The organism is Tamlana crocina, assembly GCA_040429635.1.
Lineage (GTDB): Bacteria > Bacteroidota > Bacteroidia > Flavobacteriales > Flavobacteriaceae > Flavisericum > Flavisericum crocinum.
Window position 1 is genome coordinate 1199761 of record CP158972.1, and the last position, 23983, is coordinate 1223743.

25 protein-coding genes are annotated in these 23983 nt (G+C 39.1%); 15 read left to right on the top strand and 10 right to left on the bottom strand.

From position 1 onward, the window contains the following. Nucleotides 1–51: 51 nt before the first annotated feature. A complete protein-coding gene (era, locus tag ABI125_05415; protein XCF07294.1) occupies nt 52–936 on the top strand; it encodes a GTPase Era in 885 nt (294 codons plus the stop codon). Nucleotides 937–1245: 309 nt separating this feature from the next. Here era and ABI125_05420 read toward each other — a convergent pair whose 3' ends face one another. After that, on the bottom strand, nt 1246–1755 hold the full coding sequence (locus tag ABI125_05420) for a GTP-binding protein (protein XCF07295.1): 510 nt from the start codon (nt 1753–1755) through the stop codon (nt 1246–1248). A 158-nt stretch (nt 1756–1913) separates the two neighbouring features. Here ABI125_05420 and der point away from each other — a divergent pair, with 158 nt between their 5' ends. After that, a complete protein-coding gene (der, locus tag ABI125_05425; protein XCF07296.1) occupies nt 1914–3218 on the top strand; it encodes a ribosome biogenesis GTPase Der in 1305 nt (434 codons plus the stop codon). Nucleotides 3219–3301: 83 nt separating this feature from the next. Continuing rightward, nucleotides 3302–4306, top strand: coding sequence for a sugar kinase (locus tag ABI125_05430; protein XCF07297.1), 1005 nt, complete (start codon nt 3302–3304; stop codon nt 4304–4306). A 212-nt stretch (nt 4307–4518) separates the two neighbouring features. Here the strand turns inward: ABI125_05430 and ABI125_05435 are convergent, their stop codons facing one another. The 5 genes from ABI125_05435 to ABI125_05455 all read right to left on the bottom strand — a co-directional run bounded on the left by ABI125_05435 (nt 4519) and on the right by ABI125_05455 (nt 7810). After that, nucleotides 4519–5370, bottom strand: coding sequence for a TPM domain-containing protein (locus ABI125_05435; GenBank protein ID XCF07298.1), 852 nt, complete (start codon nt 5368–5370; stop codon nt 4519–4521). After that, on the bottom strand, nt 5371–5808 hold the full coding sequence (locus ABI125_05440; protein XCF07299.1) for a TPM domain-containing protein: 438 nt from the start codon (nt 5806–5808) through the stop codon (nt 5371–5373). Beyond that, nucleotides 5809–6423 (bottom strand): LemA family protein, encoded by a 615-nt coding sequence (locus ABI125_05445; protein XCF07300.1) that lies wholly within the window; start codon nt 6421–6423, stop codon nt 5809–5811. An 86-nt stretch (nt 6424–6509) separates the two neighbouring features. Beyond that, complete coding sequence (locus ABI125_05450; GenBank protein XCF07301.1) at nt 6510–6839, bottom strand: MerR family transcriptional regulator; 330 nt, start codon at nt 6837–6839, stop codon at nt 6510–6512. After that, entirely contained in the window at nt 6839–7810 is a 972-nt protein-coding gene (locus ABI125_05455) for a M23 family metallopeptidase (protein XCF07302.1), read from the bottom strand. Before ABI125_05455 ends, ABI125_05450 begins: the two co-directional genes overlap by 1 nt. A gap of 185 nt (nt 7811–7995) precedes the next feature. Between ABI125_05455 and alaS the strand changes: the two genes are divergently transcribed. The 7 genes from alaS to ABI125_05490 all read left to right on the top strand — a co-directional run bounded on the left by alaS (nt 7996) and on the right by ABI125_05490 (nt 17416). Beyond that, nucleotides 7996–10614, top strand: a complete 2619-nt coding sequence (alaS, locus tag ABI125_05460; GenBank protein ID XCF07303.1) for an alanine--tRNA ligase — start codon at nt 7996–7998, stop codon at nt 10612–10614. A gap of 111 nt (nt 10615–10725) precedes the next feature. Beyond that, nucleotides 10726–11667 carry a GSCFA domain-containing protein gene (locus ABI125_05465; protein ID XCF07304.1) on the top strand — a complete coding sequence of 314 codons (942 nt, stop codon included), beginning with the start codon at nt 10726–10728 and terminating at the stop codon, nt 11665–11667. 125 nt (nt 11668–11792) lie between these two features. Beyond that, on the top strand, nt 11793–12332 hold the full coding sequence (locus ABI125_05470; GenBank protein ID XCF07305.1) for a DUF6252 family protein: 540 nt from the start codon (nt 11793–11795) through the stop codon (nt 12330–12332). Nucleotides 12333–12390: 58 nt separating this feature from the next. Further along, nucleotides 12391–14277 (top strand): PQQ-binding-like beta-propeller repeat protein, encoded by a 1887-nt coding sequence (locus tag ABI125_05475; protein ID XCF07306.1) that lies wholly within the window; start codon nt 12391–12393, stop codon nt 14275–14277. 239 nt (nt 14278–14516) lie between these two features. Further along, nucleotides 14517–14798, top strand: a complete 282-nt coding sequence (locus tag ABI125_05480) for a hypothetical protein (protein XCF07307.1) — start codon at nt 14517–14519, stop codon at nt 14796–14798. Nucleotides 14799–14807: 9 nt separating this feature from the next. Further along, the gene (locus tag ABI125_05485) at nt 14808–16754 is read left to right on the top strand and encodes a tetratricopeptide repeat protein (protein ID XCF07308.1); all 1947 of its coding nucleotides are present in this window, start codon (nt 14808–14810) and stop codon (nt 16752–16754) included. An 11-nt stretch (nt 16755–16765) separates the two neighbouring features. Continuing rightward, the gene (locus ABI125_05490) at nt 16766–17416 is read left to right on the top strand and encodes a response regulator transcription factor (GenBank protein XCF07309.1); all 651 of its coding nucleotides are present in this window, start codon (nt 16766–16768) and stop codon (nt 17414–17416) included. A gap of 178 nt (nt 17417–17594) precedes the next feature. Here the strand turns inward: ABI125_05490 and ABI125_05495 are convergent, their stop codons facing one another. After that, a complete protein-coding gene (locus ABI125_05495) occupies nt 17595–17900 on the bottom strand; it encodes a rhodanese-like domain-containing protein (protein ID XCF07310.1) in 306 nt (101 codons plus the stop codon). 83 nt (nt 17901–17983) lie between these two features. Between ABI125_05495 and ABI125_05500 the strand changes: the two genes are divergently transcribed. After that, nucleotides 17984–18736, top strand: a complete 753-nt coding sequence (locus ABI125_05500; GenBank protein XCF07311.1) for an enoyl-CoA hydratase/isomerase family protein — start codon at nt 17984–17986, stop codon at nt 18734–18736. Between the two features lie 46 nt (nt 18737–18782). Here the strand turns inward: ABI125_05500 and ABI125_05505 are convergent, their stop codons facing one another. After that, nucleotides 18783–20549: an aromatic amino acid hydroxylase gene (locus tag ABI125_05505; protein ID XCF07312.1), complete on the bottom strand. Its 1767-nt coding sequence runs from the start codon at nt 20547–20549 to the stop codon at nt 18783–18785. A 145-nt stretch (nt 20550–20694) separates the two neighbouring features. On the opposite strand from ABI125_05505, the gene ABI125_05510 reads away from it, so the two are divergent. Then, a complete protein-coding gene (locus tag ABI125_05510) occupies nt 20695–21024 on the top strand; it encodes a thermonuclease family protein (protein XCF07313.1) in 330 nt (109 codons plus the stop codon). A gap of 31 nt (nt 21025–21055) precedes the next feature. Here the strand turns inward: ABI125_05510 and ABI125_05515 are convergent, their stop codons facing one another. Next, complete coding sequence (locus tag ABI125_05515; GenBank protein XCF07314.1) at nt 21056–21622, bottom strand: DUF4136 domain-containing protein; 567 nt, start codon at nt 21620–21622, stop codon at nt 21056–21058. Between the two features lie 73 nt (nt 21623–21695). Continuing rightward, a complete protein-coding gene (locus ABI125_05520) occupies nt 21696–21860 on the bottom strand; it encodes a DUF5522 domain-containing protein (protein ID XCF07315.1) in 165 nt (54 codons plus the stop codon). Nucleotides 21861–21909: 49 nt separating this feature from the next. On the opposite strand from ABI125_05520, the gene ABI125_05525 reads away from it, so the two are divergent. Genes ABI125_05525 through ABI125_05535 form a run of 3 tightly spaced genes read left to right on the top strand, consistent with a single transcriptional unit; the run spans nt 21910 to nt 23977 of the window. Further along, the gene (locus ABI125_05525) at nt 21910–22302 is read left to right on the top strand and encodes a hypothetical protein (GenBank protein XCF07316.1); all 393 of its coding nucleotides are present in this window, start codon (nt 21910–21912) and stop codon (nt 22300–22302) included. Next, on the top strand, nt 22238–23152 hold the full coding sequence (locus tag ABI125_05530) for a pyridoxal-phosphate dependent enzyme (protein ID XCF07317.1): 915 nt from the start codon (nt 22238–22240) through the stop codon (nt 23150–23152). The genes ABI125_05525 and ABI125_05530 overlap by 65 nt, the downstream gene beginning before the upstream one ends. Further along, nucleotides 23153–23977 carry a glucosaminidase domain-containing protein gene (locus ABI125_05535; GenBank protein XCF07318.1) on the top strand — a complete coding sequence of 275 codons (825 nt, stop codon included), beginning with the start codon at nt 23153–23155 and terminating at the stop codon, nt 23975–23977. It abuts the gene before it with no gap. Nucleotides 23978–23983: the final 6 nt, after the last annotated feature.

Consider the following 23983-nt stretch of genomic DNA (forward strand, 5'->3'; position numbering starts at 1 on the left):
GTAGAATAAAACGAGCTAAGGTTGTAAATTTGCATCAAAATAACATTGTAAATGAGTCATAAAGCAGGTTTTGTAAATATTATCGGAAATCCAAATGTGGGGAAATCCACCCTAATGAATGCCTTTGTGGGCGAAAAACTGTCCATTATCACTTCCAAAGCGCAAACCACGCGCCATCGTATTTTAGGTATTGTGAATGGAGACGATTTTCAGGTCGTGTTAAGTGATACCCCCGGAATTATAAAGCCCGCCTACGAGTTGCAGGAATCGATGATGGATTTTGTAAAATCGGCTTTTGAAGATGCCGATGTGCTGCTTTACATGGTCGAAATTGGCGAAAAGGAATTGAAGGACGAAGCCTTTTTCAAAAAAATTACCAACTCAAAAATTCCGGTGTTGCTGTTGCTCAACAAAATAGATCTGTCTAACCAAGAGCAATTGGAGGAGCAGGTGCAGCTTTGGGCAGAAAAAGTACCCAATGCTGAAATTTTTCCTATTTCAGCTTTAGAAGGATTCAATGTTAAGGAGGTATTCAACCGCATTATCGATTTGCTTCCCGAGTCGCCGCCGTTTTACCCCAAAGACCAACTGACCGATAAACCTGAGCGATTTTTCATCAATGAAACCATCCGCGAAAAAATTCTGCTGCATTATAAAAAGGAAATCCCTTATGCCGTTGAGGTAGAAACCGAAGAATTTTTAGAGGAAGAAAATATCATTCGGGTGCGTTCGGTGATTATGGTAGAGCGAGACACGCAAAAAGGGATCATTATTGGGCATAAAGGCAGTGCTTTAAAACGGGTAGGCGTTGAAGCGAGAAAAGATTTGGAAGCCTTTTTCGGAAAACAGATCCACATTGAAATATACGTAAAAGTGAATAAAAATTGGCGCAGTAACCAAAATCAACTTAAACGTTTTGGATATAATAATAGGTAATCGACATTATTGTGTTTTTGTTGAAATTCGTCAATTCGAGTGAATTTTTCGATTGAAATGAGAAAAATATGTATCGAGAATTGGAATCTTATAAACCAAGAAATTGCACCCCATCTATCGGGCATAATTTTTTAAGCCTCACTTTAATATTTTTAAAAGAAGTTTTAAACTTCAAAACCTAACGCTAACTTATTGCTTAAGTAACCTTTACTTAATGTACTTGCTCCATATTTGCAGCAGTCAAAAATTTGTTTTATCACATTTGAGTTAGTTAGTTTTAAAAGCTTTAGTTGAACCATTCTTCTTCTTTCAATTAAGGCTTTTTTTTGTGTCTAAAACCGAATACATAAAATCGTTTAAGGCTACCATGTCCTTTTTGCTGGATGCTTTTCCGATGCTAGCTGCAAAATAAAGACCAATCCAAACCACTACCATTAAAAACATCACGCTCAATTGAACGGTGTAGCTTTGTTTTAGCGACCAATTGCTGTAAGCCCAAATTCCGAATGCAACAAATACTATGGCTACTATAAAATGAAGGAACATAAAAAGCGTCCAAACCGTTGGGTTGGGGCCAAAAAGCCCGCGTACTAAACAAGAATCTTTGGTGGTTTCGTCAATTTCCAATTGCAACCGTGGCGACCAAAAATGCTGTTTTTCCTTCGGGAATTTTATAAAAATATGCTGGTCAACGCGGCTTATTATAAATTCCGATTGTGTTTTTTTTGCATTTTCAAAGTCGCTCAAAACCGAAGTTTGGTTTTGAGGTATTTCAAGTTTAAAGCGAGGCCTTAAAATAACGTCGTTGGATAAAGGCATGGGTTTAGTTGTTGGTATTCTAAATTACTATTTTTTATTGATATGCGATTTATTTATTATTTATCAAAAACGAAAAGGGCGTTAGTATATTTGCTATTTTTGCAAAAATTTTTAGGTTAGGGCTTCTTAAAGAACCTTTATCAGATTAAATAGTAATTATGGGCAATATCGTAGCAATAGTAGGAAGACCTAACGTGGGGAAATCCACTTTTTTTAACCGTTTAATCCAACGTAGGGAAGCTATTGTTGATGCCGTAAGTGGGGTAACACGCGATCGTCATTACGGAAAGACCGATTGGAACGGACGTGAGTTTTCATTAATCGATACGGGCGGTTACGTAATTGGTAGCGATGATATTTTTGAAGCTGAAATCGATAAGCAGGTAGAATTGGCCATTGATGAAGCTGATGCCATCATTTTTATGGTCGATGTAGAAACGGGAGTTACCGGAATGGACGAAGATGTGGCCAAATTACTCCGCAAAGTAAAAAAGCCTGTGTTTTTGGTGGTGAATAAGGTCGATAATGCTAAACGTGCCGAAGATGCCGTAGAATTTTATTCGCTGGGCTTGGGTGATTATTTTACCATTGCCAGTATAAACGGAAGTGGCACTGGCGATTTACTCGATGCTTTGGTGGAAGCTTTGCCCGAAAAGGAAGAAATTATAGAAGAAGAGTTACCTCGGTTCGCAGTGGTGGGGCGACCCAATGCGGGAAAATCATCGTTCATTAATGCTTTAATTGGTGAAGACCGATATATTGTTACCGATATTGCTGGTACTACCCGCGATGCTATCGATACTAAGTACAACCGTTTTGGATTTGAATTCAATTTGGTCGATACGGCTGGAATAAGAAGAAAATCGAAGGTAAAGGAAGATTTGGAATTTTATTCCGTGATGCGCAGTATCCGTGCCATCGAGCATGCCGATGTATGTTTGTTGGTACTCGATGCCAATAGAGGGTTCGACGGACAAGTGCAAAACATTTTCTGGTTGGCCGAACGCAACAGAAAAGGCATTGTGGTTTTGGTAAACAAATGGGATTTGGTGGAGAAAGACCATAAATCTATGAAAGAATACGAAAAAGCCATTAAAAAACAAATGGAGCCCTTTACCGATGTGCCCGTTGTCTTTATCTCGGCATTGACCAAACAGCGCATTTTTAAAGCTATTGAAACCGCGGTTGAAGTTTATAAAAACCGAACCAAAAAAATAAAGACCAGCAAGCTTAACGAGGTGTTGCTTCCTATTATTGAAAATTATCCGCCACCAGCTTATAAAGGCAAATTCGTTAAGATTAAATACATTATGCAACTGCCCACACCGCAACCGCAGTTCGCATTTTTCTGCAACCTGCCGCAGTATATAAAAGACCCGTACAAACGCTATCTGGAAAATAAGCTTCGGGAACATTTTGGTTTCCACGGGGTGCCTATTAGTGTTTATATGCGGAAAAAATAAGGGTTTACCTAAAAACATCCATTATTCACAGGTAACTTAAAGGCAGATTGATTATTTTTAGGACTACTAAACTAATTCAATTTATGAGCCAAATTATAACCTTTGGAGAGGTGCTTATGCGCCTGTCGCCATTTGGAAACAAGAAATTCATTCAAGCCAATACTTTAGAATTTTATTTCGGAGGGACTGAAGTCAACGTAGGGCTGTCCATTGCCCATTTTGGGGGCAAAGTAAAGCATATTACCGCTATTTCAGACGATTTTATTGGCGATACCGCCATTGCTCACCTCAATAAGTTCGATATGGATACGTCGGCTATCGTACGTTCCAACTGGCCACTTGGTGTATATTTTTTGGAAGTTGGTGCTGTAATGCGTCCCAGTTCCATTTCGTATAACCGCTCGCATTCGGCATTTTCTCAAATTGAACCCAGCATGGTCGATTGGGAAAAAGCCCTCCGCAAAGGCCATTGGTTCCATTGGACGGGTATTACTCCGGCCTTAACCCAAGGGGCGTTCGATACTTTAAAGGCAGGGTTAAAGCTGGCCAAAGAAAAGGGTATGCAGGTTTCGGCCGATCCCACGTACCGTAGTGGTTTATGGAAATATGGCGTTGAAGCCAAAGACGCACTTACGGAATTGTTGCATTGTTCTACCGTTTTTATTGGGGGAGTCAACGAAATAAACGAAGTTTTGGGTACAGATTACGGCTATACCAACGAAGAATTTATTGAGGCTAGTAAAAAGCTTATGGAAGCTTTCCCAACTATCAATAAAGTATTCGATAAAATAAGGACTTCCATTAACGCGTCATGGCATAAAATAAGGGCGAGAATGTGGAACGGCACAGAGTTTCGTGAAACACAAGATTTTGAAATCACCCATATTGTAGACAGAATCGGTACAGGTGATGCCTTTGCTGCTGGACTCATTTACGGACTTCAGCATTACGACGATTTTAAATCGATGCAGTTTGCCAGTGCCGCTTGCGCATTAAAGCATACCTATGCCGGCGATGTTAACTACGCTACTACCGACGAGGTACAGCGTATTTTAGATGGTAACGTTACCGGGAGGTTTAATAGGTAGGATTCCCTCCTTGAGGAGGGTTAGGGAGGTGTTTTTTTGGGGTAGTTTTGTGCTTGTTTATATAAAAACTTTAGATATTTAAAAAAATCGTGTCACCCTGAATTTATTTCAGGGTCTTGTGCGAGGAAAACCAAATCTTTAATAGAATGAGATGTCGAAACAAGTTCGGCATGACAAAACTTAGAGGTCGAGCGGACAATATCAAACAAGTGCTACCACCCCCCAGAAGCACCACCGCCACCAAAGCCGCCACCACCAAAACCACCGCCAAAGCCTCCGCCTCCGGAAGACCAACCACCACCACCAGAGCTACCGCCCCAACCCGATGAGCCACGACGGTAACTGCCGCGCCCCATATTGCTTAAAATAATGGCTTCGAGCAAATCTTGCCCAGCCGAACGGTGCCCGCGGTTTCCACCACCGCCACGTCGGTTTTTGGAAATGGAAATAAGGATGACAATAAATATAAAAATGAATATGATGACCATCCCAGGCGGAATCCCATTTCGGTTATTAGTTGGGCGAGTGCCTTTGTATTCACCGTTTAAAACCTCAAAAATGGCATCGGCACCACGGTTCAATCCGCCGTAATAATCCCCTTTTTTGAAGTACGGAATAATGTCGCGTTCAATAATGCGTTTTGATAGCGCATCGGTGAGTAAATGTTCAATGCCGTAGCCAGTGTTTATGGCAATTCGTCGGTCGTTTCGTGCCAATAAAATTAAAATGCCGTTGTCTTCCTTAGCTTGGCCGATGCCCCATTCCTGTCCCCATTGGGCGCCTAAAAAATTAATGTTTTCACCTTCGGTGGAATGGATTATGGCTACCACGATTTGGGTGGACGTGGTGTCGGAATATTTTACAAGTTTACGCTCTAAACTGGATTTCTCAAAGGAAGATAACAGATTGGTATAATCGTAAACACTGGTTTGAAACTTAGGCTTTTCAGGAATATCAAATTGTGCATACGAAAAACTACAGAATACCAATCCAACAAGAAGGGAAAGTATAAACTTAAAATAATTTTTGCTATGCGACTGAATACTGAAAACCGAATGCTGCATTTATCCTTTTGAAATATCGTTGGGGAGTTCGTTAATATCTGTGGCTTTGTACGGAAAGTGTGTTTTAAGCTGTTCGCCCGCTTTTAAAATGCCATCTATCAAACCTTGTTTAAAATGCCCTTTTTTAAAGTGCGATTGAATGGTGTTTTTTGTGCTTTCCCAAAAATCGCTAGCCACAACTTTGTTAATGCCTTCGTCTCCGTAAATCACAAAGTGTTTATCGTCAACCGCCACATAAATCAACACCCCGTTTTTCCGTTGGGTGTTACCCATTTTAAGCATGTGGAATACTTCCAAAGCCCGATGTGTAGCATCGCCATTATCGGTTTTTTCAATGTGTACGCGTATTTCGCCAGATGTGTTTAACTCGGCCACCCGAATGGCTTCAACAATATCCTGTTCGTCGTCGGGAGTTAAAAAATCTTCAATGTTAGACATTTAAAATTCTACTTTAGGGGCGTTTTCGCTTCCGGGAGCACTTTTAAAACGAGCCATTTCTTCAAAACCGAATAAGCCTGCTAGTAAATTCCCTGGGAATTTCGAGGTATGGATATCGTATGTATTTACAGCTTCATTAAAGCGGTTGCGCTCCACATTGATTCTGTTTTCGGTACCTTCCAATTGCGATTGCAGTTCTTGGAAACTTCTGTCGGCTTTTAAATCGGGGTAGCGTTCAACGGTTACAAGTAATTTGGATAAAGCACCGCTCAACCCTTGTTGCGCCTGTTGGAATTGAGCTATATTTTCGGGCGTTAAGTTTGAAGCATCGATAGTGGTTTTTGTGGCTTCCGAACGGGCTTTTATAACACCCTCAAGCGTTTCTTTTTCGTGAGCCGCATAACCTTTTACGGTATTTACCAAGTTGGGGATTAAATCTGTACGGCGTTGGTAAGCGCTCTCAACATTGCTCCAAGCGGTTTTGGCGTTGGCTTCATATGCAACTGCCGTGTTATTGAAATTGTAGGCGAAAATCCCACCGAAAATAGCAATGACAATTAAGCCTATAATGACAATTGCGCCGCACCCTAATCCGGCAATTACTCCTTTTTTCATAATTATTTAAAGTTTTAAAGGTTGTTAGTAAGACACGTATTTTTACAAAAAGTTACGATTCGAAGTATGTTTTTTTTAATTGAAAATTAAAGGTGCTCCTTGATTTTCAGCAGTTGACTTTTTATGTCTTCCAATTTACTAATGATTTCAAAATTACTCAGAGCCTGTTTCTTTTCTTCCTTTAAATGGGTTTTTGCGCCTTCTAAAGTAAAGCCACGTTCTTTTACCAAATGGTAGATGAACTTTAGGTTTTTTATATCTTCGGGTGTAAACTTTCGGTTGCCTTTAGCGTTTTTTTTAGGCTTGAGCACATCGAACTCCTTTTCCCAAAAACGAATGAGTGAGGTGTTAACACCAAATGCTTTGGCTACTTCGCCAATGCTGTAATATCGCTTTTCAGGTAGGTCTATGTACATTAGTCTAATGATTGGTTTTCTAATGAAGCATGCTCCAATAGTTCGTTAAATTCTTCCGCCGTTAAACTGCCATAATAGAAGTTTATGGGGTTGATGCGTTCACCGTCCTTGAAAATTTCATAATGTAAATGCGGTGCTTGAGATCTTCCGGTGCTACCCACAAAACCAATTAAATCCCCACGTTTTACCTTTTGGTTTCTTCTTACGTTGTATTTGTAAAGGTGTGCATATAGGCTAACATAACCGTAACCGTGGTCTATTCTAATGTGTTTTCCGTAGCCCGAAGAATTACTGTCGGCACGAGCCACAACGCCATCGCCGCTGGCATAAATTGGGGTGCCGCGCGGTGCGGTAAAATCCATGCCCCAGTGCATTTTTCTAACTTTGGTAAAGGGATCTGATCGCATACCAAAACCCGAGGCCATTCGGGTTAAATCTTCATTGCTAACGGGTTGAATGGCGGGAATGGCTGCTAAAAGTTTTTCTTTTTCTTCGGCTAAAATGGCAATTTCATCCAAAGATTTCGATTGTACCACAATTTGTTTCTGTAGCACATCCAATCGCTTATTGCTTTCAATAATCAGTTTAGAATTATCGAAGCCTTCCAAACTTTTGTAGCGGTTAATACCGCCGAATCCAGCTTTACGCTGTTCCTCCGGAATGGGATTAGCCTCAAAATACACCCGATAAATATTATTGTCTCTTTCGGCAATATTGGCCAAAACGGTTTCGGCTTGGTCTATCTTTTTGTTCAATAGTTCATATTGTAATTTCATATTTTCCAATTCGCGTGTTAGGGCACGCTCTTTGGGCGACGAAATGTACTGGCTGGCAATGAAAATAAAGATGAAGGCAAAAAATCCAGAAGACAGGATAAATAAAGAGGCGTACTTAAAAGTAGTTCTTTTTTTACGCTCAATCTTTCGGTACGAAAGCGATTCTGGATCGTAGTAATATTTTACCTTACTCATTTCTTAAATTATACTATTTTTGCGCTTTATAAACTTTAGTTGCAAAGTGCAAATTTTGTAAAAACGAACGAACCAATAAAATATTATAATAAAATTTGGTTTGGTTGCTCTAAAATTAGGAAGAGTAAAGATAAAAATTGTTTCGCAATTAAAGCCCAATAACAGCAAAAGAGAATATTTTATACATGAAATCTCAAGACATAAGATCTAAGTTTTTAAGTTTTTTTGAAGATAAAAAGCACAGTATTGTTCCGTCGGCCCCTATGGTGTTGAAAAACGACCCCACGTTAATGTTTGTAAATGCGGGGATGGTGCCGTTCAAGGAATATTTTTTGGGTAACGCCACACCAAAAAGTACCCGTGTAACCGATACCCAAAAATGCCTTCGTGTTTCAGGAAAGCATAACGATTTAGACGAGGTGGGTTACGATACCTATCACCACACCCTTTTTGAGATGCTGGGAAACTGGAGTTTTGGCGATTACTTTAAAAAGGAAGCCATTGCCTGGTCTTGGGAACTGCTTACCGAAGTATTCGGTATCGATAAAGATATATTGTACGTTACCGTTTTTGAAGGTAGTGAGGAAGATGGTTTGGATATGGACACTGAGGCTTACGACCTTTGGAAGCAGCACATTCCTGAAGACCGTATTTTAAAAGGAAACAAAAAGGATAATTTTTGGGAAATGGGTGACCAAGGGCCATGCGGACCCTGTAGCGAAATACACGTTGATATCCGGTCTGCGGAAGAAAAAGCCAAAATATCTGGAAAGGATTTGGTAAACCAAGACCATCCGCAGGTAGTGGAAATCTGGAATTTAGTTTTTATTCAATTCAACCGAAAAGCTAACGGAAGCCTTGAAACTTTACCTAGTAAACATATCGATACCGGAATGGGCTTCGAGCGTTTGTGTATGGTGCTTCAAGGGGTGCAATCTAACTACGATACCGATGTGTTTACGCCGCTTATTCGCGAGATTGAAACCATTACCAATAAAAAATACGGGCAGGATAAAATGGCCGATGTAGCCATTCGTGTTATTTCTGATCACGTTCGTGCCGTAGCCTTCTCGATTGCAGACGGGCAGTTGCCAAGCAGCACTGGTGCGGGTTATGTTATCCGAAGAATTTTGCGTCGTGCCGTGCGTTACGGTTTCACATTTTTAGATAAAAAAGAACCGTTCATTTACCGCTTGGTAGATGTGCTTAGCGAAAAAATGGGTCAGGCGTTTTCTGAAATAAAAACCCAAAAAACATTGGTTGAAAACGTAATAAAGGAAGAAGAACAATCCTTTTTACGAACTTTAGATCAAGGTTTGGTGTTGTTGAATAGAATTGTGGAAGAAACGAAAGGCGATACCGTTTCGGGCGAAAAAGCTTTCGAACTTTATGATACTTACGGGTTCCCGATTGATTTAACGGGGTTGATTCTTTCAGAAAAAGGATTGAAACTGGACGAAAAAGGCTTCAATGAAGAGCTGCAAAAGCAAAAAGAGCGTTCGCGAGCAGCCAGTGAAGTGAACGCCGACGATTGGGTGATTGTAAAGGAAGATGCCGAAACCGAATTTGTGGGTTACGATACACTCGAAACCAATGTAAAGGTTACTCGCTACCGCAAAGTCAGCACCAAGAAAGAAGGCGATATGTACCAGCTGGTGTTCAATATTACGCCGTTTTATCCCGAAGGAGGTGGTCAAGTGGGCGATAAGGGCTATTTGGAAGATGCCCATGGCGATGTGGTTTATATCCTCGATACCAAAAAGGAGAATAACCTAATCATTCATTTTGCCAAAAATTTACCCGCACATATCAATGAGTCGTTTAAGGCTGTAGTAGATTCAACGCACAGAACGCTAACCGAAAGTAACCACACCGCCACCCACTTATTGCACCAGGCTTTAAGGGAAGTTTTGGGTAGCCACGTTGAGCAAAAGGGTAGTGCCGTAAATGCCGATTATTTACGTTTCGATTTTTCGCATTTTTCAAAATTAACACCAGAGGAATTACAGGAGGTTGAAGATTTTGTAAACAGAAGAATTGAAGGCAAATTGCCTTTGGAAGAAAAGCGCAATACCCCTAAAGAAGAAGCTATTGCTGATGGTGCAATGAGTTTGTTCGGAGAAAAATATGGTGATACCGTGCGTTCGGTACGTTTCGGGAAATCCATCGAACTTTGTGGTGGTACACATGTAAAAAACACGGGCGATATTTGGCATTTTAAAATTGTTTCAGAAGGTGCAGTTGCAGCAGGAATCCGTCGTATTGAGGCCATTACCAACCAAGCCACAAAGAACTATTATTTTGAAAATAATCAGGCTTTTATTGAAATGAAAGCGTTATTAAACAACGCCAAAGAACCTGTAAAAGCGCTTACCAGTTTGCAGGAAGAAAACAATGCGCTTAAAAAGCAAGTTGAAGCCCTGTTAAAGGATAAGGCCAAAAACATAAAAAGCGAACTGAAAAACGAACTGCAGGAAGTTAATGGCGTTCAGTTTTTAGCTAAAAAATTAGATCTGGATGCTGGCGGACTGAAAGATGTAGCATTCGAATTAGGGGGAGAACAAAACAATTTATTTTTGCTTTTGGCGACCGAGCAAAATGGAAAAGCCTTATTATCGTGCTACATTTCGAAGGAACTGGTAGCCGAAAAAGGATTGAACGCTGGCCAAGTGGTACGTGAGTTGGGTAAATTTATTCAAGGCGGTGGCGGCGGACAACCGTTTTTTGCCACTGCAGGTGGTAAAAACCCAGCTGGGATTGACCAAGCTTTGAAAGAAGCCGGCGAAATGATTAAGGCGGTTTAAGAATATTTTATTTGAAATATAAAAAAGTTACTGAGGCATGGTTCATTCAACAACTCAGTAACTTTTTTTGTTTCTGAATTGTAGTTTCGGGATACTTTGTAATTTTGAAAAATGAAACTCCAAACGCAAATACCATTAAAAAAGCAATCTGAAAATCTAATAGATTACCACTCTACTGTGGTGCTGTTAGGTTCGTGTTTTTCAGATAATATTGGGGCAAAGCTGGATTACTTCAAATTTAATAATCTTCAAAATCCGTTTGGGGTTTTGTTTCAGCCCAAAGCGATTGAAAGTTTAGTGGACAGGGCTTTAAATGAAAAAACATTTTCGGAAAAGGATGTGCTTTTTCAAAATGAACAATGGAATTGCTTTGAAGCGCATTCGAAGTTAAGTTCGGTTACAAAAGAAGCGTTGTTGGAAAATTTGAATCGAGCATTAAAATCGACTCGCCAACACCTCCTCGAAGCATCACATATTATCATGACTTTGGGTACGGCTTGGGTGTATCGGTTTTTGGAAAACGGTATGCTTGTTGCCAATTGCCATAAAGTTCCTCAAAAACAGTTTAAAAAAGAGTTGCTGTCTGTCGAAGATATTTCAACTTCACTAAATAATATTTCAGCATCCATTAAAAAGGTAAACCCGAAAGCAACCATTATTTTTACGGTTTCCCCCATACGTCATTTAAAGGATGGTTTTATTGAAAACACCCAAAGCAAAGCGCATTTAGTTTCGGCTATTCATAAAGTAAAGGATAGCGGACTATACTTTCCGTCGTATGAAATAATGATGGACGAGCTGCGCGATTATCGCTTTTACGAAGCCGATATGGTACACCCCAATGCGACGGCAATCGATTATATTTGGGAGCGTTTCAAAACCGTTTGGGTAGCTTCTGAAGCCTTAAAAACTATGGGTGAAGTAGAGGTCATTCAAAAAGGACTTCAGCATAAACCGTTCAATCCAAATTCCAAAGCGCATCTTGAATTTCTTCAAAAGTTGGAAATTAAAAAAGGAGAGGTCTGTAAAGCATTTCCACATATTAATTTTTAGTACGCTTATTTCTGGGATAGCCTAAATCTGCAACCGTAAATCAAAATATACGTAATTCATCGTATTGATTGCCCTTGTTTAAAATTTCAATTTTGTTGGACTATTAACCAATAAAATAATCAACAATGAGAAATTTAAAACAAATTGTGTTATTCGTAACACTGGGAGGATTCTTAACCTTTAATTCCTGTTCGTCGAGCGACGACGGTGGCGATGGTGGAAATGCACCCGGAGGAACTTTAGTCGCAAAAGTAAACGGCACAGCTTACCAATCTTTAGAAATTTCGTCGCAAGCCACGGTGGCCAATAATGGCAACAACCTAATAATCATTGCTACAAATAGTGATGGTAACGCGTTTATGATGAGCGTTTTTGGTTACGAGGGCGCTGGCAAAACCTATGAGTTTGATGGCGCTTCATTAGGTGTTTTCAATACGGCTTCGTATTCAGAAACCGATGTTAACCTAAGCAACCCAACAGCTTCTACTACCGAAATTTGGCAAGCGCCTTTTGCAGATGCCGTTGCGGGTTCGGTATCCATTTCGGAAGAAACCGAAACCAATATAAAAGGTACATTTTCTTTCGAATGTAAAAATGTAAACGGCGATGGTTCTGTAAAAACCATTTCAGAAGGTTCTTTTAACCTAAAGAAGACCGTAGAGTAATAACTATGGGCCTTCCTGACGAAGGAGGGTTATTTTTCAATTTCAAAAATTTTCAACAATGAGACATTTCAAATTACATATAACGCTAATGGCCATATTGCTTATGGTAAATTCAGTCAAAGCTCAAAAAATAGATACTCCTGAAAACACTTATGATTTAGGAGCGAGTATTAATCAAATGACACTAACGGTAGCCGGTACTTTGGTGGTAGCAACAAACGATGGTTTGGTGGGTATAAAACCAGACACCAACGAATTATTATTCAATTTTACGGACTACGGAAAAGTAAAACCAGAGGAGTTAAATTTCGTGCCCATGTCGCCTTACGTGATGGTGGGACAAACCGGATTTGCAAACTTATCGGCCAAAAAGGCGGTGATTGACCACATTTCAGGGAAAGTACTTTTCACCACTGAATCCAAAGGATGGAAAAATGTTTTTACCTGCGATGTTATGATGCCACAAAACAAATTGGTGGTTAGTGGTTTTCAAAAAGGCGGTGGAAAAGCCGAAAGCGTGACGCCTAAAGTTGGTGTTTACGATTTAGCTACCGGGAGTTTAGATTATGAGTTTTTCTTGATAGAACCCGGCAAAGTAAGTATGAAATATTTTGCGGTTACCGGTACGCCAATGCTTTTAAAGGACAAATTATTAATACCGACTTCGCAGGGTATTATAGCAAAATCTAAAACGGGTGAAACCCTTTGGGAAAACAAAGTGAAAAACGTAAACTGGATGACCAGTAATGAAAGCGAAACCGATATTTATGCTTTTGAAGCCACAGTCAACGGAAAAAATACCAGAATTTACAAATTGGATGGGAACGGAAACGAGGTTTGGAAAGAAGAACGTAAAGTAAAAGGAAACGTTACCAATTTTGAGATTTTACCACAAGGTTTGGCTGTTGTGAGCGATGTTGCTGGTGGTAGCGGTGCATTGGGCGCAAAAGCAGAATCGAAAATCACAATGTTCAGTGCGGCCACTGGAGACGACCTTTGGGAAAAAGCACCAAAAACAAAAGGCTATGTGCAGCATTTTTATGTTCAGGATGATGGTATTTTGTTCGGTATTTACAGCGGCGGGATCAATAAAATTTCTTTTGATGGGAATACTTTGTTCAAAAAGCCTCTTAAAACCGGAGAAAACATTATGCTCATGGCAGAAACACCACAAGGCTTAATTTATATCACTAGTGAAGATGCCAATATTGTGGATTTAAAAACAGGTGAGCCCATTTGGAATAAGCCTTTAAAGTATAAAAGGGCCGTCTCGGTAGCCTCTGCTTTTGATGAAAAAAACAACCGTTATTTAATTGCAGCCGATGGTAAAATTATGGCTATTGATGCTAATTCAGGTAACGTAAGTGATTTTGCAAAATGCAATTTTGATGAAAAGGAAGACCCAAATACTATGCAAATTAGAGATGGCGGCGTGTTTTTATCATCAGACCAAAATATGACTTTAGTAGATTTTGATGGAAAGGAAAGCTATCATGCGTATTATAAATCACCAGGAAGAAGCACCTTTGGTAAAATTGTAGGTGGGGCGTTGGCCGTAGCTTCCACGGCCATGACCGTGGCCATGAGTGCTAAGGCAGGAGCCAACCGAAGCGCATTTGGAAGTATTAACGACCTAGATAGTTACAACGAAACTGGTAAACAAGCAAAACGTGCAGCAGATATGTTTGCGGGAATTGCAAGTGCCTCGTTCGATTATTTGTCCACCAGATTTAGAGCGACAGCTGCAACAGAAAATGCTCAGTTTATTTTAACGAATTTAGATGGCGGTGCAGGTCTTGTAAAAGTGGATAAAGATTCTGGTAAAATAGAAAAGGAGATTATGCTAAAAGATAAAAAACCAGAATATGAAGTGGATGAGCTTGGTGGGTATTTGTTTTATAAATCAGACGACAAGACCATTGTGTCGTATAACCTAAAAAGTTAAATCTTGTTGTTGAGATTTTTTTATGGATTAAGTGTGGTATTAAAAATTACTGCGCTTAATCTTTTTTTGGTAACGTTTTATCGATTTTTTAACTAAGGTTCAACATATTAAGCTAAATTTAATATGCTATTAATCAGTTCATATCAAAAGGCACCAATTTTTCAATATGTTAAAACATTTGAGGATTGGTGTTTTTTCGTCTATACCATTGGAGGGACTAATGTTTACAAATTATAGGTATGGCGATCGATTTTTTAAGCATGGCGATTTTAATACTGCTGTTGAGCTTGGCAATTTATACTTTAAAAGTGTATTTTAACACCAAAAGAATAAAAGGTGAGTGGCTTAAAAGTCAATCAGATTTGCAAAAACAAATTGTGGTAGAAAATCAGAAAAACAAATGGAATACAGAAAAATTAACTTTGGTCGATAACTTACATGAATCACTTTTTAAAAATCTTTTTTACATAACCAGACAAATACTTTTAATGCAAAAAATGATTGTTGATAGTAAAAACTAACCCTAAATAATGCAAAAAAGTACGCTCTCAATTTTAATGCTATTAGTTGGTTTTATTGGTTTTTCCCAAAACTTCAAACAGCTGATAGAAACTTCAAAAATAAATCTATCTAAAGAAAATAGCACGGCAGTAAAAGCAAAACTTACTGCAGATTTAGCGTGGTACTATTGCTATGTAAATGTGGATTCGGCGTTGGTTTATGGCGAAAAATCCTTGGGTTTTTCAAAACAAGCAAAAAACGATACGCTAGTTGGTCAATCATTAAACGATTTAAGTACGGTACATTTTGTTAGGGGCAATTACCCAACAGCTATCAATTATGCAAGAAAAAGTCTGGTTTATAGAAAAAAGTTGAAAGACACTTCGGGGATAGCAAGCCTTTATAACAAAATGGGGAACAACTTTAATAAAACAAATGTTTTAGATAGCACCATTTATTATTATTTAAAAGCCCGTGATTATTACTATAAAGTTAACGATTCGTTCAGTTCGGTAAAAATTGAATCGAATATTGCGGCCACTTATTATTTGTCCGGCAATCATAAAAAGGCTCTGGAATATCTAAACCCCAGTATTCTTTATTTTCAGAATAAAGATTTAAAGCGGGAGCTTTCCAATTCCTATATTACCAAAGGCAATATTTTGCTGTCGAAGAACGATACTTTGGTCGCCATCGATGCCTATAAACAAGCGGCAAAACATGCTGAGGAAAGTAAAAATTATGTGGGTTGGGCTTCGGCGTTGAACAATTTAAGCACTATTTATAACGGCCTAAATAACATTGAAGAAAGTACCAACTATATAAAAAAGGCTATCGAAATTCGGGAATCGATTGGTGCTTTGGGCGATTTGGAAAGTGCAAAACTCACCTTGGCTATTAATAATTTTAGCTTGGGAAATATAAAGGAATCTAAAGAAGGATTGCTCAAAATAAAATCGCATTTCATTAAAACCAATGCTAATGAAAAGTTACAAAACCTGTATGAAACTTTGATGCTGATTTATGCGGTTGAAAACAACAGGGACAGTTTAAACTTCTATTCAAAACAGTATAAACTGGCTCTTAACAGTAATCTTAGTGAAAGTAATTTAAAATATAGCCAAGAAATAGAAGCCAAATACGAAACCGAGAAAAAGGAAAACGAAATTCTGGCACAAAAGGCAACCATTACTGAAAACAAACTCAACATCAACAGAAAAAACACGCAATTAATAGGTTTGGTGGTTTTGGCCGTGGTGTTGTCGTTATTGGGATATTTGTTGTTCAAACAGCAAAAATTAAAAAACGAACAGTTAAAAAAAGAAAGTCAGCTGAAGGAAGCACTGGTAAAAATAGAAACGCAAAACAAACTTCAGGAACAGCGATTAAGAATTTCAAGGGATTTGCACGATAATATTGGGGCGCAGCTCACCTTTATCATTTCATCTATCGAAAATTTACAGTATGGTTTTAAGATAACCAATGAAAAACTCACCGATAAACTTTTGGGCATTAGCAATTTTACGAAAGAAACCATTTCAGAATTGCGCGACACCATTTGGGCGATGAATAAAAATGCCATTTCGTTAGAAGATTTGCAATCGCGTATTTCAAACTTTATCGATAAAGCCAAGTTGTCTTCCAGCGGAATTCAATTTGAATTTAATATGGAGGGAGACATTAATAAGGATGTGAAATTCAATTCAGTTCGGGGTATGAATATTTATAGAATAATTCAGGAAGCCGTCAACAACGCCCTGAAATATGCAGATGCTACGGTAATTGCGGTAAATGTGAAGCATAAGGGCTCAAAACTACAATTTACGGTAACCGATAATGGTAAAGGTTTCGATAAAGAAAGCGCTCAATCTGGCAACGGATTGAACAATATGAAAAAACGTGCCGATGAAATTGATGCCCATTTTGAAATAGAAAGCAAACCCGGCAATGGAAGCGTAGTAACCTTGGTTTGTTAAAAATAAATACAATGAAAATAAAAATAGCCATAGCCGACGATAACAGCTTTTTAATAAACATGGTGGCAGAAAAGCTATCGTTTTTTGATGATTTGGATTTCAAATTTTCGGCAATGAACGGCGCCGATTTGCTTGAGAAGTTGGAAGGCAACCATAATATCGATGTGGTACTTATGGATATAGAAATGCCAATTTTAAATGGTATTGAAGCTACTGAGAAGATAAAACAGAGATATCCGCATATAAAAATAATTATGCTCACGGTTTTTGATAACGACGAGAATATTTTCAATGCGATAAAAGCTGGGGCCGATGGTTACTTACTAAAAGAAGTCAACGCTAAAGACTTACATACCGGTATATTGGAAACCTTAAATGGTGGTGCTGCCATGAACCCGTCCATTGCCTTAAAAACCCTAAAGCTGTTAAGGAATCCAATTAATTTAAACAATGTTTCAAAGGAAGGCGATATCAAATTAACGGCAAGGGAAGTAGAAGTGCTAGAGCAATTAAGTAAAGGGTTGAGCTATGGCTTAATAGCCGATAATCTTATTCTTTCGGTGGGCACAGTGCGAAAACACATTGAAAATATTTATAAAAAACTGCAAGTACATAACAAGTTGGAAGCTGTGCAAAAAGCTCAAAAAAATAACTTGATTTAATGATTGCTTAATCACATGTTAATATGGCTGTTGGGTATTTGTTTTAATTTTGAACTGTACAGAAAAAAGTTAATTTTTACATTAGTTAGACTTCTTACGTCGAAGGAAACTAATGTTTTTTTTTGTTTTAAATCTAATATAATTGGGCATACAAATTTTGAATTTGTAAATTTTAAAACTACAATCTGTTCTTTAAGCCAATCCAGCCGCCGCCGTTAGTGGCTTTTATGTTGTTGAGGTTTAAAAATTTGGCCGCTTTTGCCGCCCTAATGCCACTTTCGCAACAAACAATAACAGGTTTATTCAGGCGTTTTATTTCGTCAACTTTATCGGTGAGATTGTCCAATGGCACGTGTATGGCCTCTTCAATATGTCCGTCGTCCCATTCTTTTTGGCTCCTTACATCCAAAATAACCGCGCCTTGCTCTAAATACTGCTGCACGTGTCTTTTTTTTGCGCCAAAAATAAAATCTAAAAATCCCATAAATTACGTTTTTTTAAAGTTACCCAAATAATATTAGAATATGAAATTTGTATCTTTCAACCTTTAATTCGTTGCTTATAAACATGGAAAATCCTTACGTTACTTTAACCGTTAAAAATCAGGTGGGCTATATTGAATTTTTTCATCCCAACCGAAATTCTATGCCCAGTGAAATTCTAAATGAACTTCAGAAAACCATAGTAAAGGCAGGTAACGACGATAAAATAAAAGTGATTGTTTTAAAAAGTGGGGGCAACCGAACCTTTTGTGCAGGAGCCAGTTTTAACGAATTAATAGCCATCGAAGAAGCTGAAACAGGTAAACAGTTTTTTATGGGATTTGCGAAGGTGATTAATGCTATGCGCAATTGCCCCAAATTGATTGTTGGTCGTGTGCAGGGTAAAACAGTTGGCGGTGGGGTAGGTTTGGCCGCTTCAACCGATTATTGTTTGGCCACAAAATATGCGTCCATTAAGTTAAGCGAATTAAGCATTGGCATTGGCCCGTTTGTAATCGAGCCGGCGGTGTCCAGAAAAATGGGCGCAACAGCTATGTCGCAAATGACGATTAATGCCGAAACGTTTTTTTCTGCGGAATATGGAAAAGAAAAAGGACTTTTTGCTGAAGTGTTTGAAACCACGGAAGAGTTGGACGAAGCCGTAAAAAGTCTCGCTGAAAAATTGGCGGGTTACAACCCAGAAGCACTAAAGGAGATGAAAACCGTTTTTTGGAAAAACACTGCGCATTGGGAGGAACTTTTGCCCGAGCGTGCCGAAATTAGCGGCCGATTGGTGCTGAGTAAATTCACCAAAAAGACTTTAAAACGGTTTAGGTAGCAGTTGAAAAACAAAATCTGGATTGAAGTGAGATTCTGAAACAAGTTCAGAATGACGAAACATCTTGCTTTTTTTGAATAATACCCAGCCCGTCATCAATTAAATGGCCTACTTCGGGGCGGTTCTGTTTAATGGTTTCCAAATGTTTTAAAATGCTGCCACACAAGTTTTTTTCGTTTCCAACGAAAGCCAATTCATAAAGTTCAACGGGCAGAAGCCAGTCGTTGGGGTGTTTTTCAATGAGTTGTTCCAACACTTTTGTTCTTGAAATGGTTTGGCTTTTTTCTTCCCTAAAATCCCTCACCTGTTGATATAGACTTTCGAGAGCCATACGCTCTTTCGATTTTTTTACGTGAATGGTTTCCGATGTAGGTTTGTGCGTTATCAAATCGAAACTGTGGTAATCTGCCGGTCCAGAAAAAGCTGAAACGATATCCTTGCCAACGGCCATATCGTAAATGCCCCATTTGGGTTTAAATAGTAATTTGTCATTATGTTTAACGGTGCAGTTTTTAAAACTGATGAGTATGATTTTACCTTGAAGATTGCGCTTTCCAGTAATGATTTCACCCGAGACAGTAATGCCGCCTTCAAATTCGAGAGTTACCGTTTTTTCTTCGTAAATATCATAAGCGTTCAAGTCTCTGGGACTCATGTCTTCAATGGCCAAGTTGATGCCCTTTAGTTTACCAACAGGCAGCCCGAAACCTTTTTTGTGAGTGTTGGTGCCGTGCCCCACCAATTCTTTTTCACGATAGGCCAATGCCGTTGGGCCTTCGGTTTGTAAATAAATGGGCTGGTTTTCGTGTTCGATAACTTCTGTGAACTTGCCCGAAATTTGCAATCCTGTACTCAATTCTATTGTGCCCAAAGCACCAGAGGCAATGAGTTTGTTAACACCTGAAAGTCCACCTTTTCTCAGTGCCATGGTATTGGCAAATTCTTCCAAAACCAAACTCAAATGTGCGAAATCTGGAGTGACGAACAGTTGCGGCTGGGGTTTGGTAATATCAAAATCTTGATAGGCGGCATCAATGGTGTAAGGCCTTTTTTTAACTTCGTTGGTAAGGCACCAGGCACTTTCACCAATAGAGGAAAGTAGCCCAGCACCATAAATTTTAGGGTTTTCAATCGTACCGATTAAGCCGTATTCTACCGTCCACCAATGTAAATTCCGTATCAGTGCCATTTCACTGGGTTCGCCCATATTTTTTTGAAGCTCTTCCACTTTCTTTTCCGCGGAAGCGATATCATTGGCTTTAGTATCGGGTGCTTCTTTGATGATGGACAGATATCTTACGGCTTCATAAAGTTCGTAATCCTTACCCGATGAAATCGCTTTGCAGCCAATTTCACCAAAACGACGTAAGTACTCGGCATATTCTGGGTTGGCGATAATGGGAGCATGGCCAGCACCTTCGTGAATAATATCGGGGGCGGGCGTGTATTCAATATGTTCCAATTGGCGAATATCACTGGCAATTACGAGCACATTATAGGCTTGGAATTCCATAAAAGCATTGGGTGGAATAAAACCATCAACGGCCACGGCTGCCCAGCCAATATCCTTTAAAATGCGGTTCATCCCGTACATATTAGGAATCTGGTCTATGGAGATGCCCGTTTGTTTTAGGCCATCAACATACGATTTGTGCGCTACCTGACTTAAGAAATCCACATTTTTGCGCATGACATACCGCCAAACCGCTTGGTCAATGGCCGAGTATTGCTCGTAGTTTTGCGGTTTTATAAACTGTTTTAAATGTGCGGGCAAACGGTTTAAAATAGGATTGGGTTCTATGTTTTTGGGCATGAGTGAAATTTCTTTAGCGAACAACTATAAAAATACGAAATATTCAGTAAATTGAGGTTTTTAATGGTTTGATTGAATTATTATGATTAAAAAGGAGGATTTTGTTCCGCAACTTCAATAGATAACTAATATTAAAAACCATATTATGTATAACTACAAAGCAAAAATTATTGATGTTTATGATGGCGATACCGTAACGGCCATGGTAGATTTGGGGTTTCTTCACTTTCAGGAAATGAAACTTCGTTTGTACGGTATTGATACGCCCGAATTGAGAGGCGAAGAAAGGGAAGAGGGCCTAAAAGTGCGTGATATTTTAAGGGAAATGGTGTTGGATAAGGATGTAACCATTCGTTCTTATAAAGATAAACAGGGTAAGTATGGCAGGTATTTGGCCAATATTGTTTTAGAGGACGGTTTGGATGTTAACCAATGGCTGGTTGACAACGGGCATGCTAAACCTTATTTGATATAAAAAAAAGCACCCATTGGGTGCTTTTTTAAGTCTATTTCTGCATTTCGGGCGGGTATTTCTGCATGATTTCAGAAACAAATTCCTTAATGCGCTCTTCTTTTTTCTCCATGTTTCTGCTTAGGTAGCCGCTACCCATACCTTGCCAGATCAATTCTTTTTTGTCGGCATCAATTAGGTCGATATAAAGCGTGCCTTCTGTGCTTACTGATGTAGTGGGCTGGTTCCAGCCCCATCCCCAACCGGGTCCGAAGCCGCCCCAAGGGCCCCATCCGCCCCATCCCCAGGCACCGTAGCCCCAGGCATTGTTGTAAACATCAACACGTTGTTGCGATTTGGTGAACAAACTAACCAATAAATCGGGGTTTTCAGATTTTGTAAATCCTTTTGCTAAAAGTTCAGCCTCAATAGCGCGTAAAATTCGGCGTTTGTCTAAATCGCTTATTTCAGCTTTATCGATACCTGTTTTAAAAAAAGCAAAGGTTTTGTAGTCGTTAAATGTGGCGTTTTTGTCGTAATCGGCAGCTGTTCTTATGGAGCTGCACGAAGTTATCACCATAAGCAAGACCAAAATAGGTAAGGTTTTTAGTAAATTTTTCATAGCAAAATAAAGTTAAAGGTTCTCAAGTTTAATGCATTTTATTTATAAATAGCATCAAGAATCATACCAAGGGTTATGGTTTTTGCGTGTTCGTTTTTCTATCATAGCCGTAGGGGCAATGTCTGCATCCGCTTTCGCAGCAGTACCCTCGTTTTAAGTGGTATTGCTCGGTAAAACAGCGGTAACCTTCGGGCGTTAAGTAATAATCGCCTTCTTCAATGGGGACAATCTTTTTCATCTCATACAAAGATAGTGTAAATTGGATTGATTTTTGATTGCTGTAAAACATGATTTTAATTTCAAAATATTTAGTGCCGAGAGGTTATACGGGCATGGCCATTTTTCCTTTTGTGTTTTTAAAATCGAAAGGTTTAAAGGGCGATAAGCAGCTTTTGAATCACGAAAACATCCATTTGCGACAGCAGTTGGAACTTTTGGTGATTCCGTTTTATGTATGCTATATTTTGGAATTTTTAATCCGGCTCGTTCAATTTAAAAATTGGCAAGAAGCCTATCGGAATATTTCTTTCGAAAGAGAAGCTTTTGCCAATGAAAACCGTTTAGATTATCTTAAAAATCGACCATTTTGGGCTTTTTTGAAGTATCTTCGCAGCCATGGAATTCAGTCTTCAAAACAGTGTAAACCAACAAATTTTTCTTCCAAAGGAAAAGGAAATTGAACTGTTTGTAAAGCGGGAAGATCGCATTCATCCTTTCGTTTCTGGAAATAAGTATAGAAAATTAAAGTACAATTTAATTGAAGCCAAAAATCAAGGTTTTAAAACGTTGCTGACCTTTGGTGGGGCATTTTCAAACCACATTGCGGCAGTGGCTTCGGCGGGCAGCGGTTTGGGGTTTAATACCATTGGAATTATCCGCGGGGAAGAACTTGGCGATAAAATTAATGACAACCCAACACTAAAATTCGCTCAACAAAACGGTATGCAATTTAAGTTTGTGCCGCGCGATGTGTATAGAAACAAAAATGCCGAAGCGTTTATAAATGAGTTGAAAGACGAATTTGGAGCTTTTTATACCATTCCCGAAGGTGGTACCAACGCTTTGGCTGTTAAGGGCTGCCAAGAGATTTTGAATGAAGCAGACGGACAATTCGATTATATTTGTTGTGCTGTGGGAACCGGCGGAACCATTTCGGGCCTCATTAATGGGATGAAACCCGGACAGCATGTTTTGGGGTTTCCGGCGTTAAAAGGGCAGTTTTTACAAGAAGATATTAGTAAATTTGCAATCAACAGTCAATGGGAACTCATTACCGATTACCATTTTGGAGGTTACGCTAAAATAAACGCCGAATTGGTGGCGTTTATCAATCAGTTTAAAGCCCAAAACCAAGTGCTTTTAGACCCGGTTTATACGGGAAAAATGCTGTTTGGGATTTTCGATTTGATTGAAAAAAGTTATTTTCCGAAAGGAACAAAAATATTGGCCATCCATACTGGAGGTTTGCAGGGCATTGACGGGATGAACCAACTATTGAAAAAGAAAAATTTACCGATAATTGATAAATAAATGAAGAGAATAATCATCGTTTTTTGTGTTGCAGCTTTCTTCTTTAGCTGTAAATCGAAAAAAGCTATTGTCACCAAAAAAAGAACTGAACGCACCGAGCGTGTTGAACACGTAGAGAGAAACACAGGAACTCCCGCCGAAACGCAAACCATTGAAACCCCAACAACCACAAAGGTTTATGCTAATAATACCGAACGTTACATCGATGAGTACAAAGATGTGGCACAAAACGAAATGCGGTTGTATGGTATTCCGGCAAGTATCACTTTGGCACAGGGTATTTTGGAATCGGGCTCGGGGAGAGGTCGACTTTCAGTTGAAGCCAATAACCATTTCGGTATTAAATGCCATGAATGGACAGGAGCGCGAATTTATCACGATGACGATAAAGACCAAGAATGCTTCCGAAAGTACAAGGATGCCAAATATTCATTCCGAGACCACTCTTTATTTTTAACCGAGCGCAAACGGTATTCGCCACTTTTCAGCTTAAAAAAGGAAGATTATAAAGGTTGGGCTAAAGGGTTAAAAGCCGCTGGATATGCGACCGATAGAAAATATCCCGATAAACTCATCAGTTTGATTGAGCGCTACAATTTGCACGAGTATGATATGGCGGTTTTAGGAAATTCGTACACGCCATATCAGCCCGAAGTAGCCGACAACCAACGGACTACCTACACGGTATCAAAAGGCGATACCTTGTATTCCATTTCAAAAAGATACAATACCACAGTTGAAGAACTTCAAAATTTAAATGGTTTAACAGGCACAACCCTCAGCATTGGACAAGTGCTTTTGGTTAAACCCACATCAAAAAATTAAAATTTT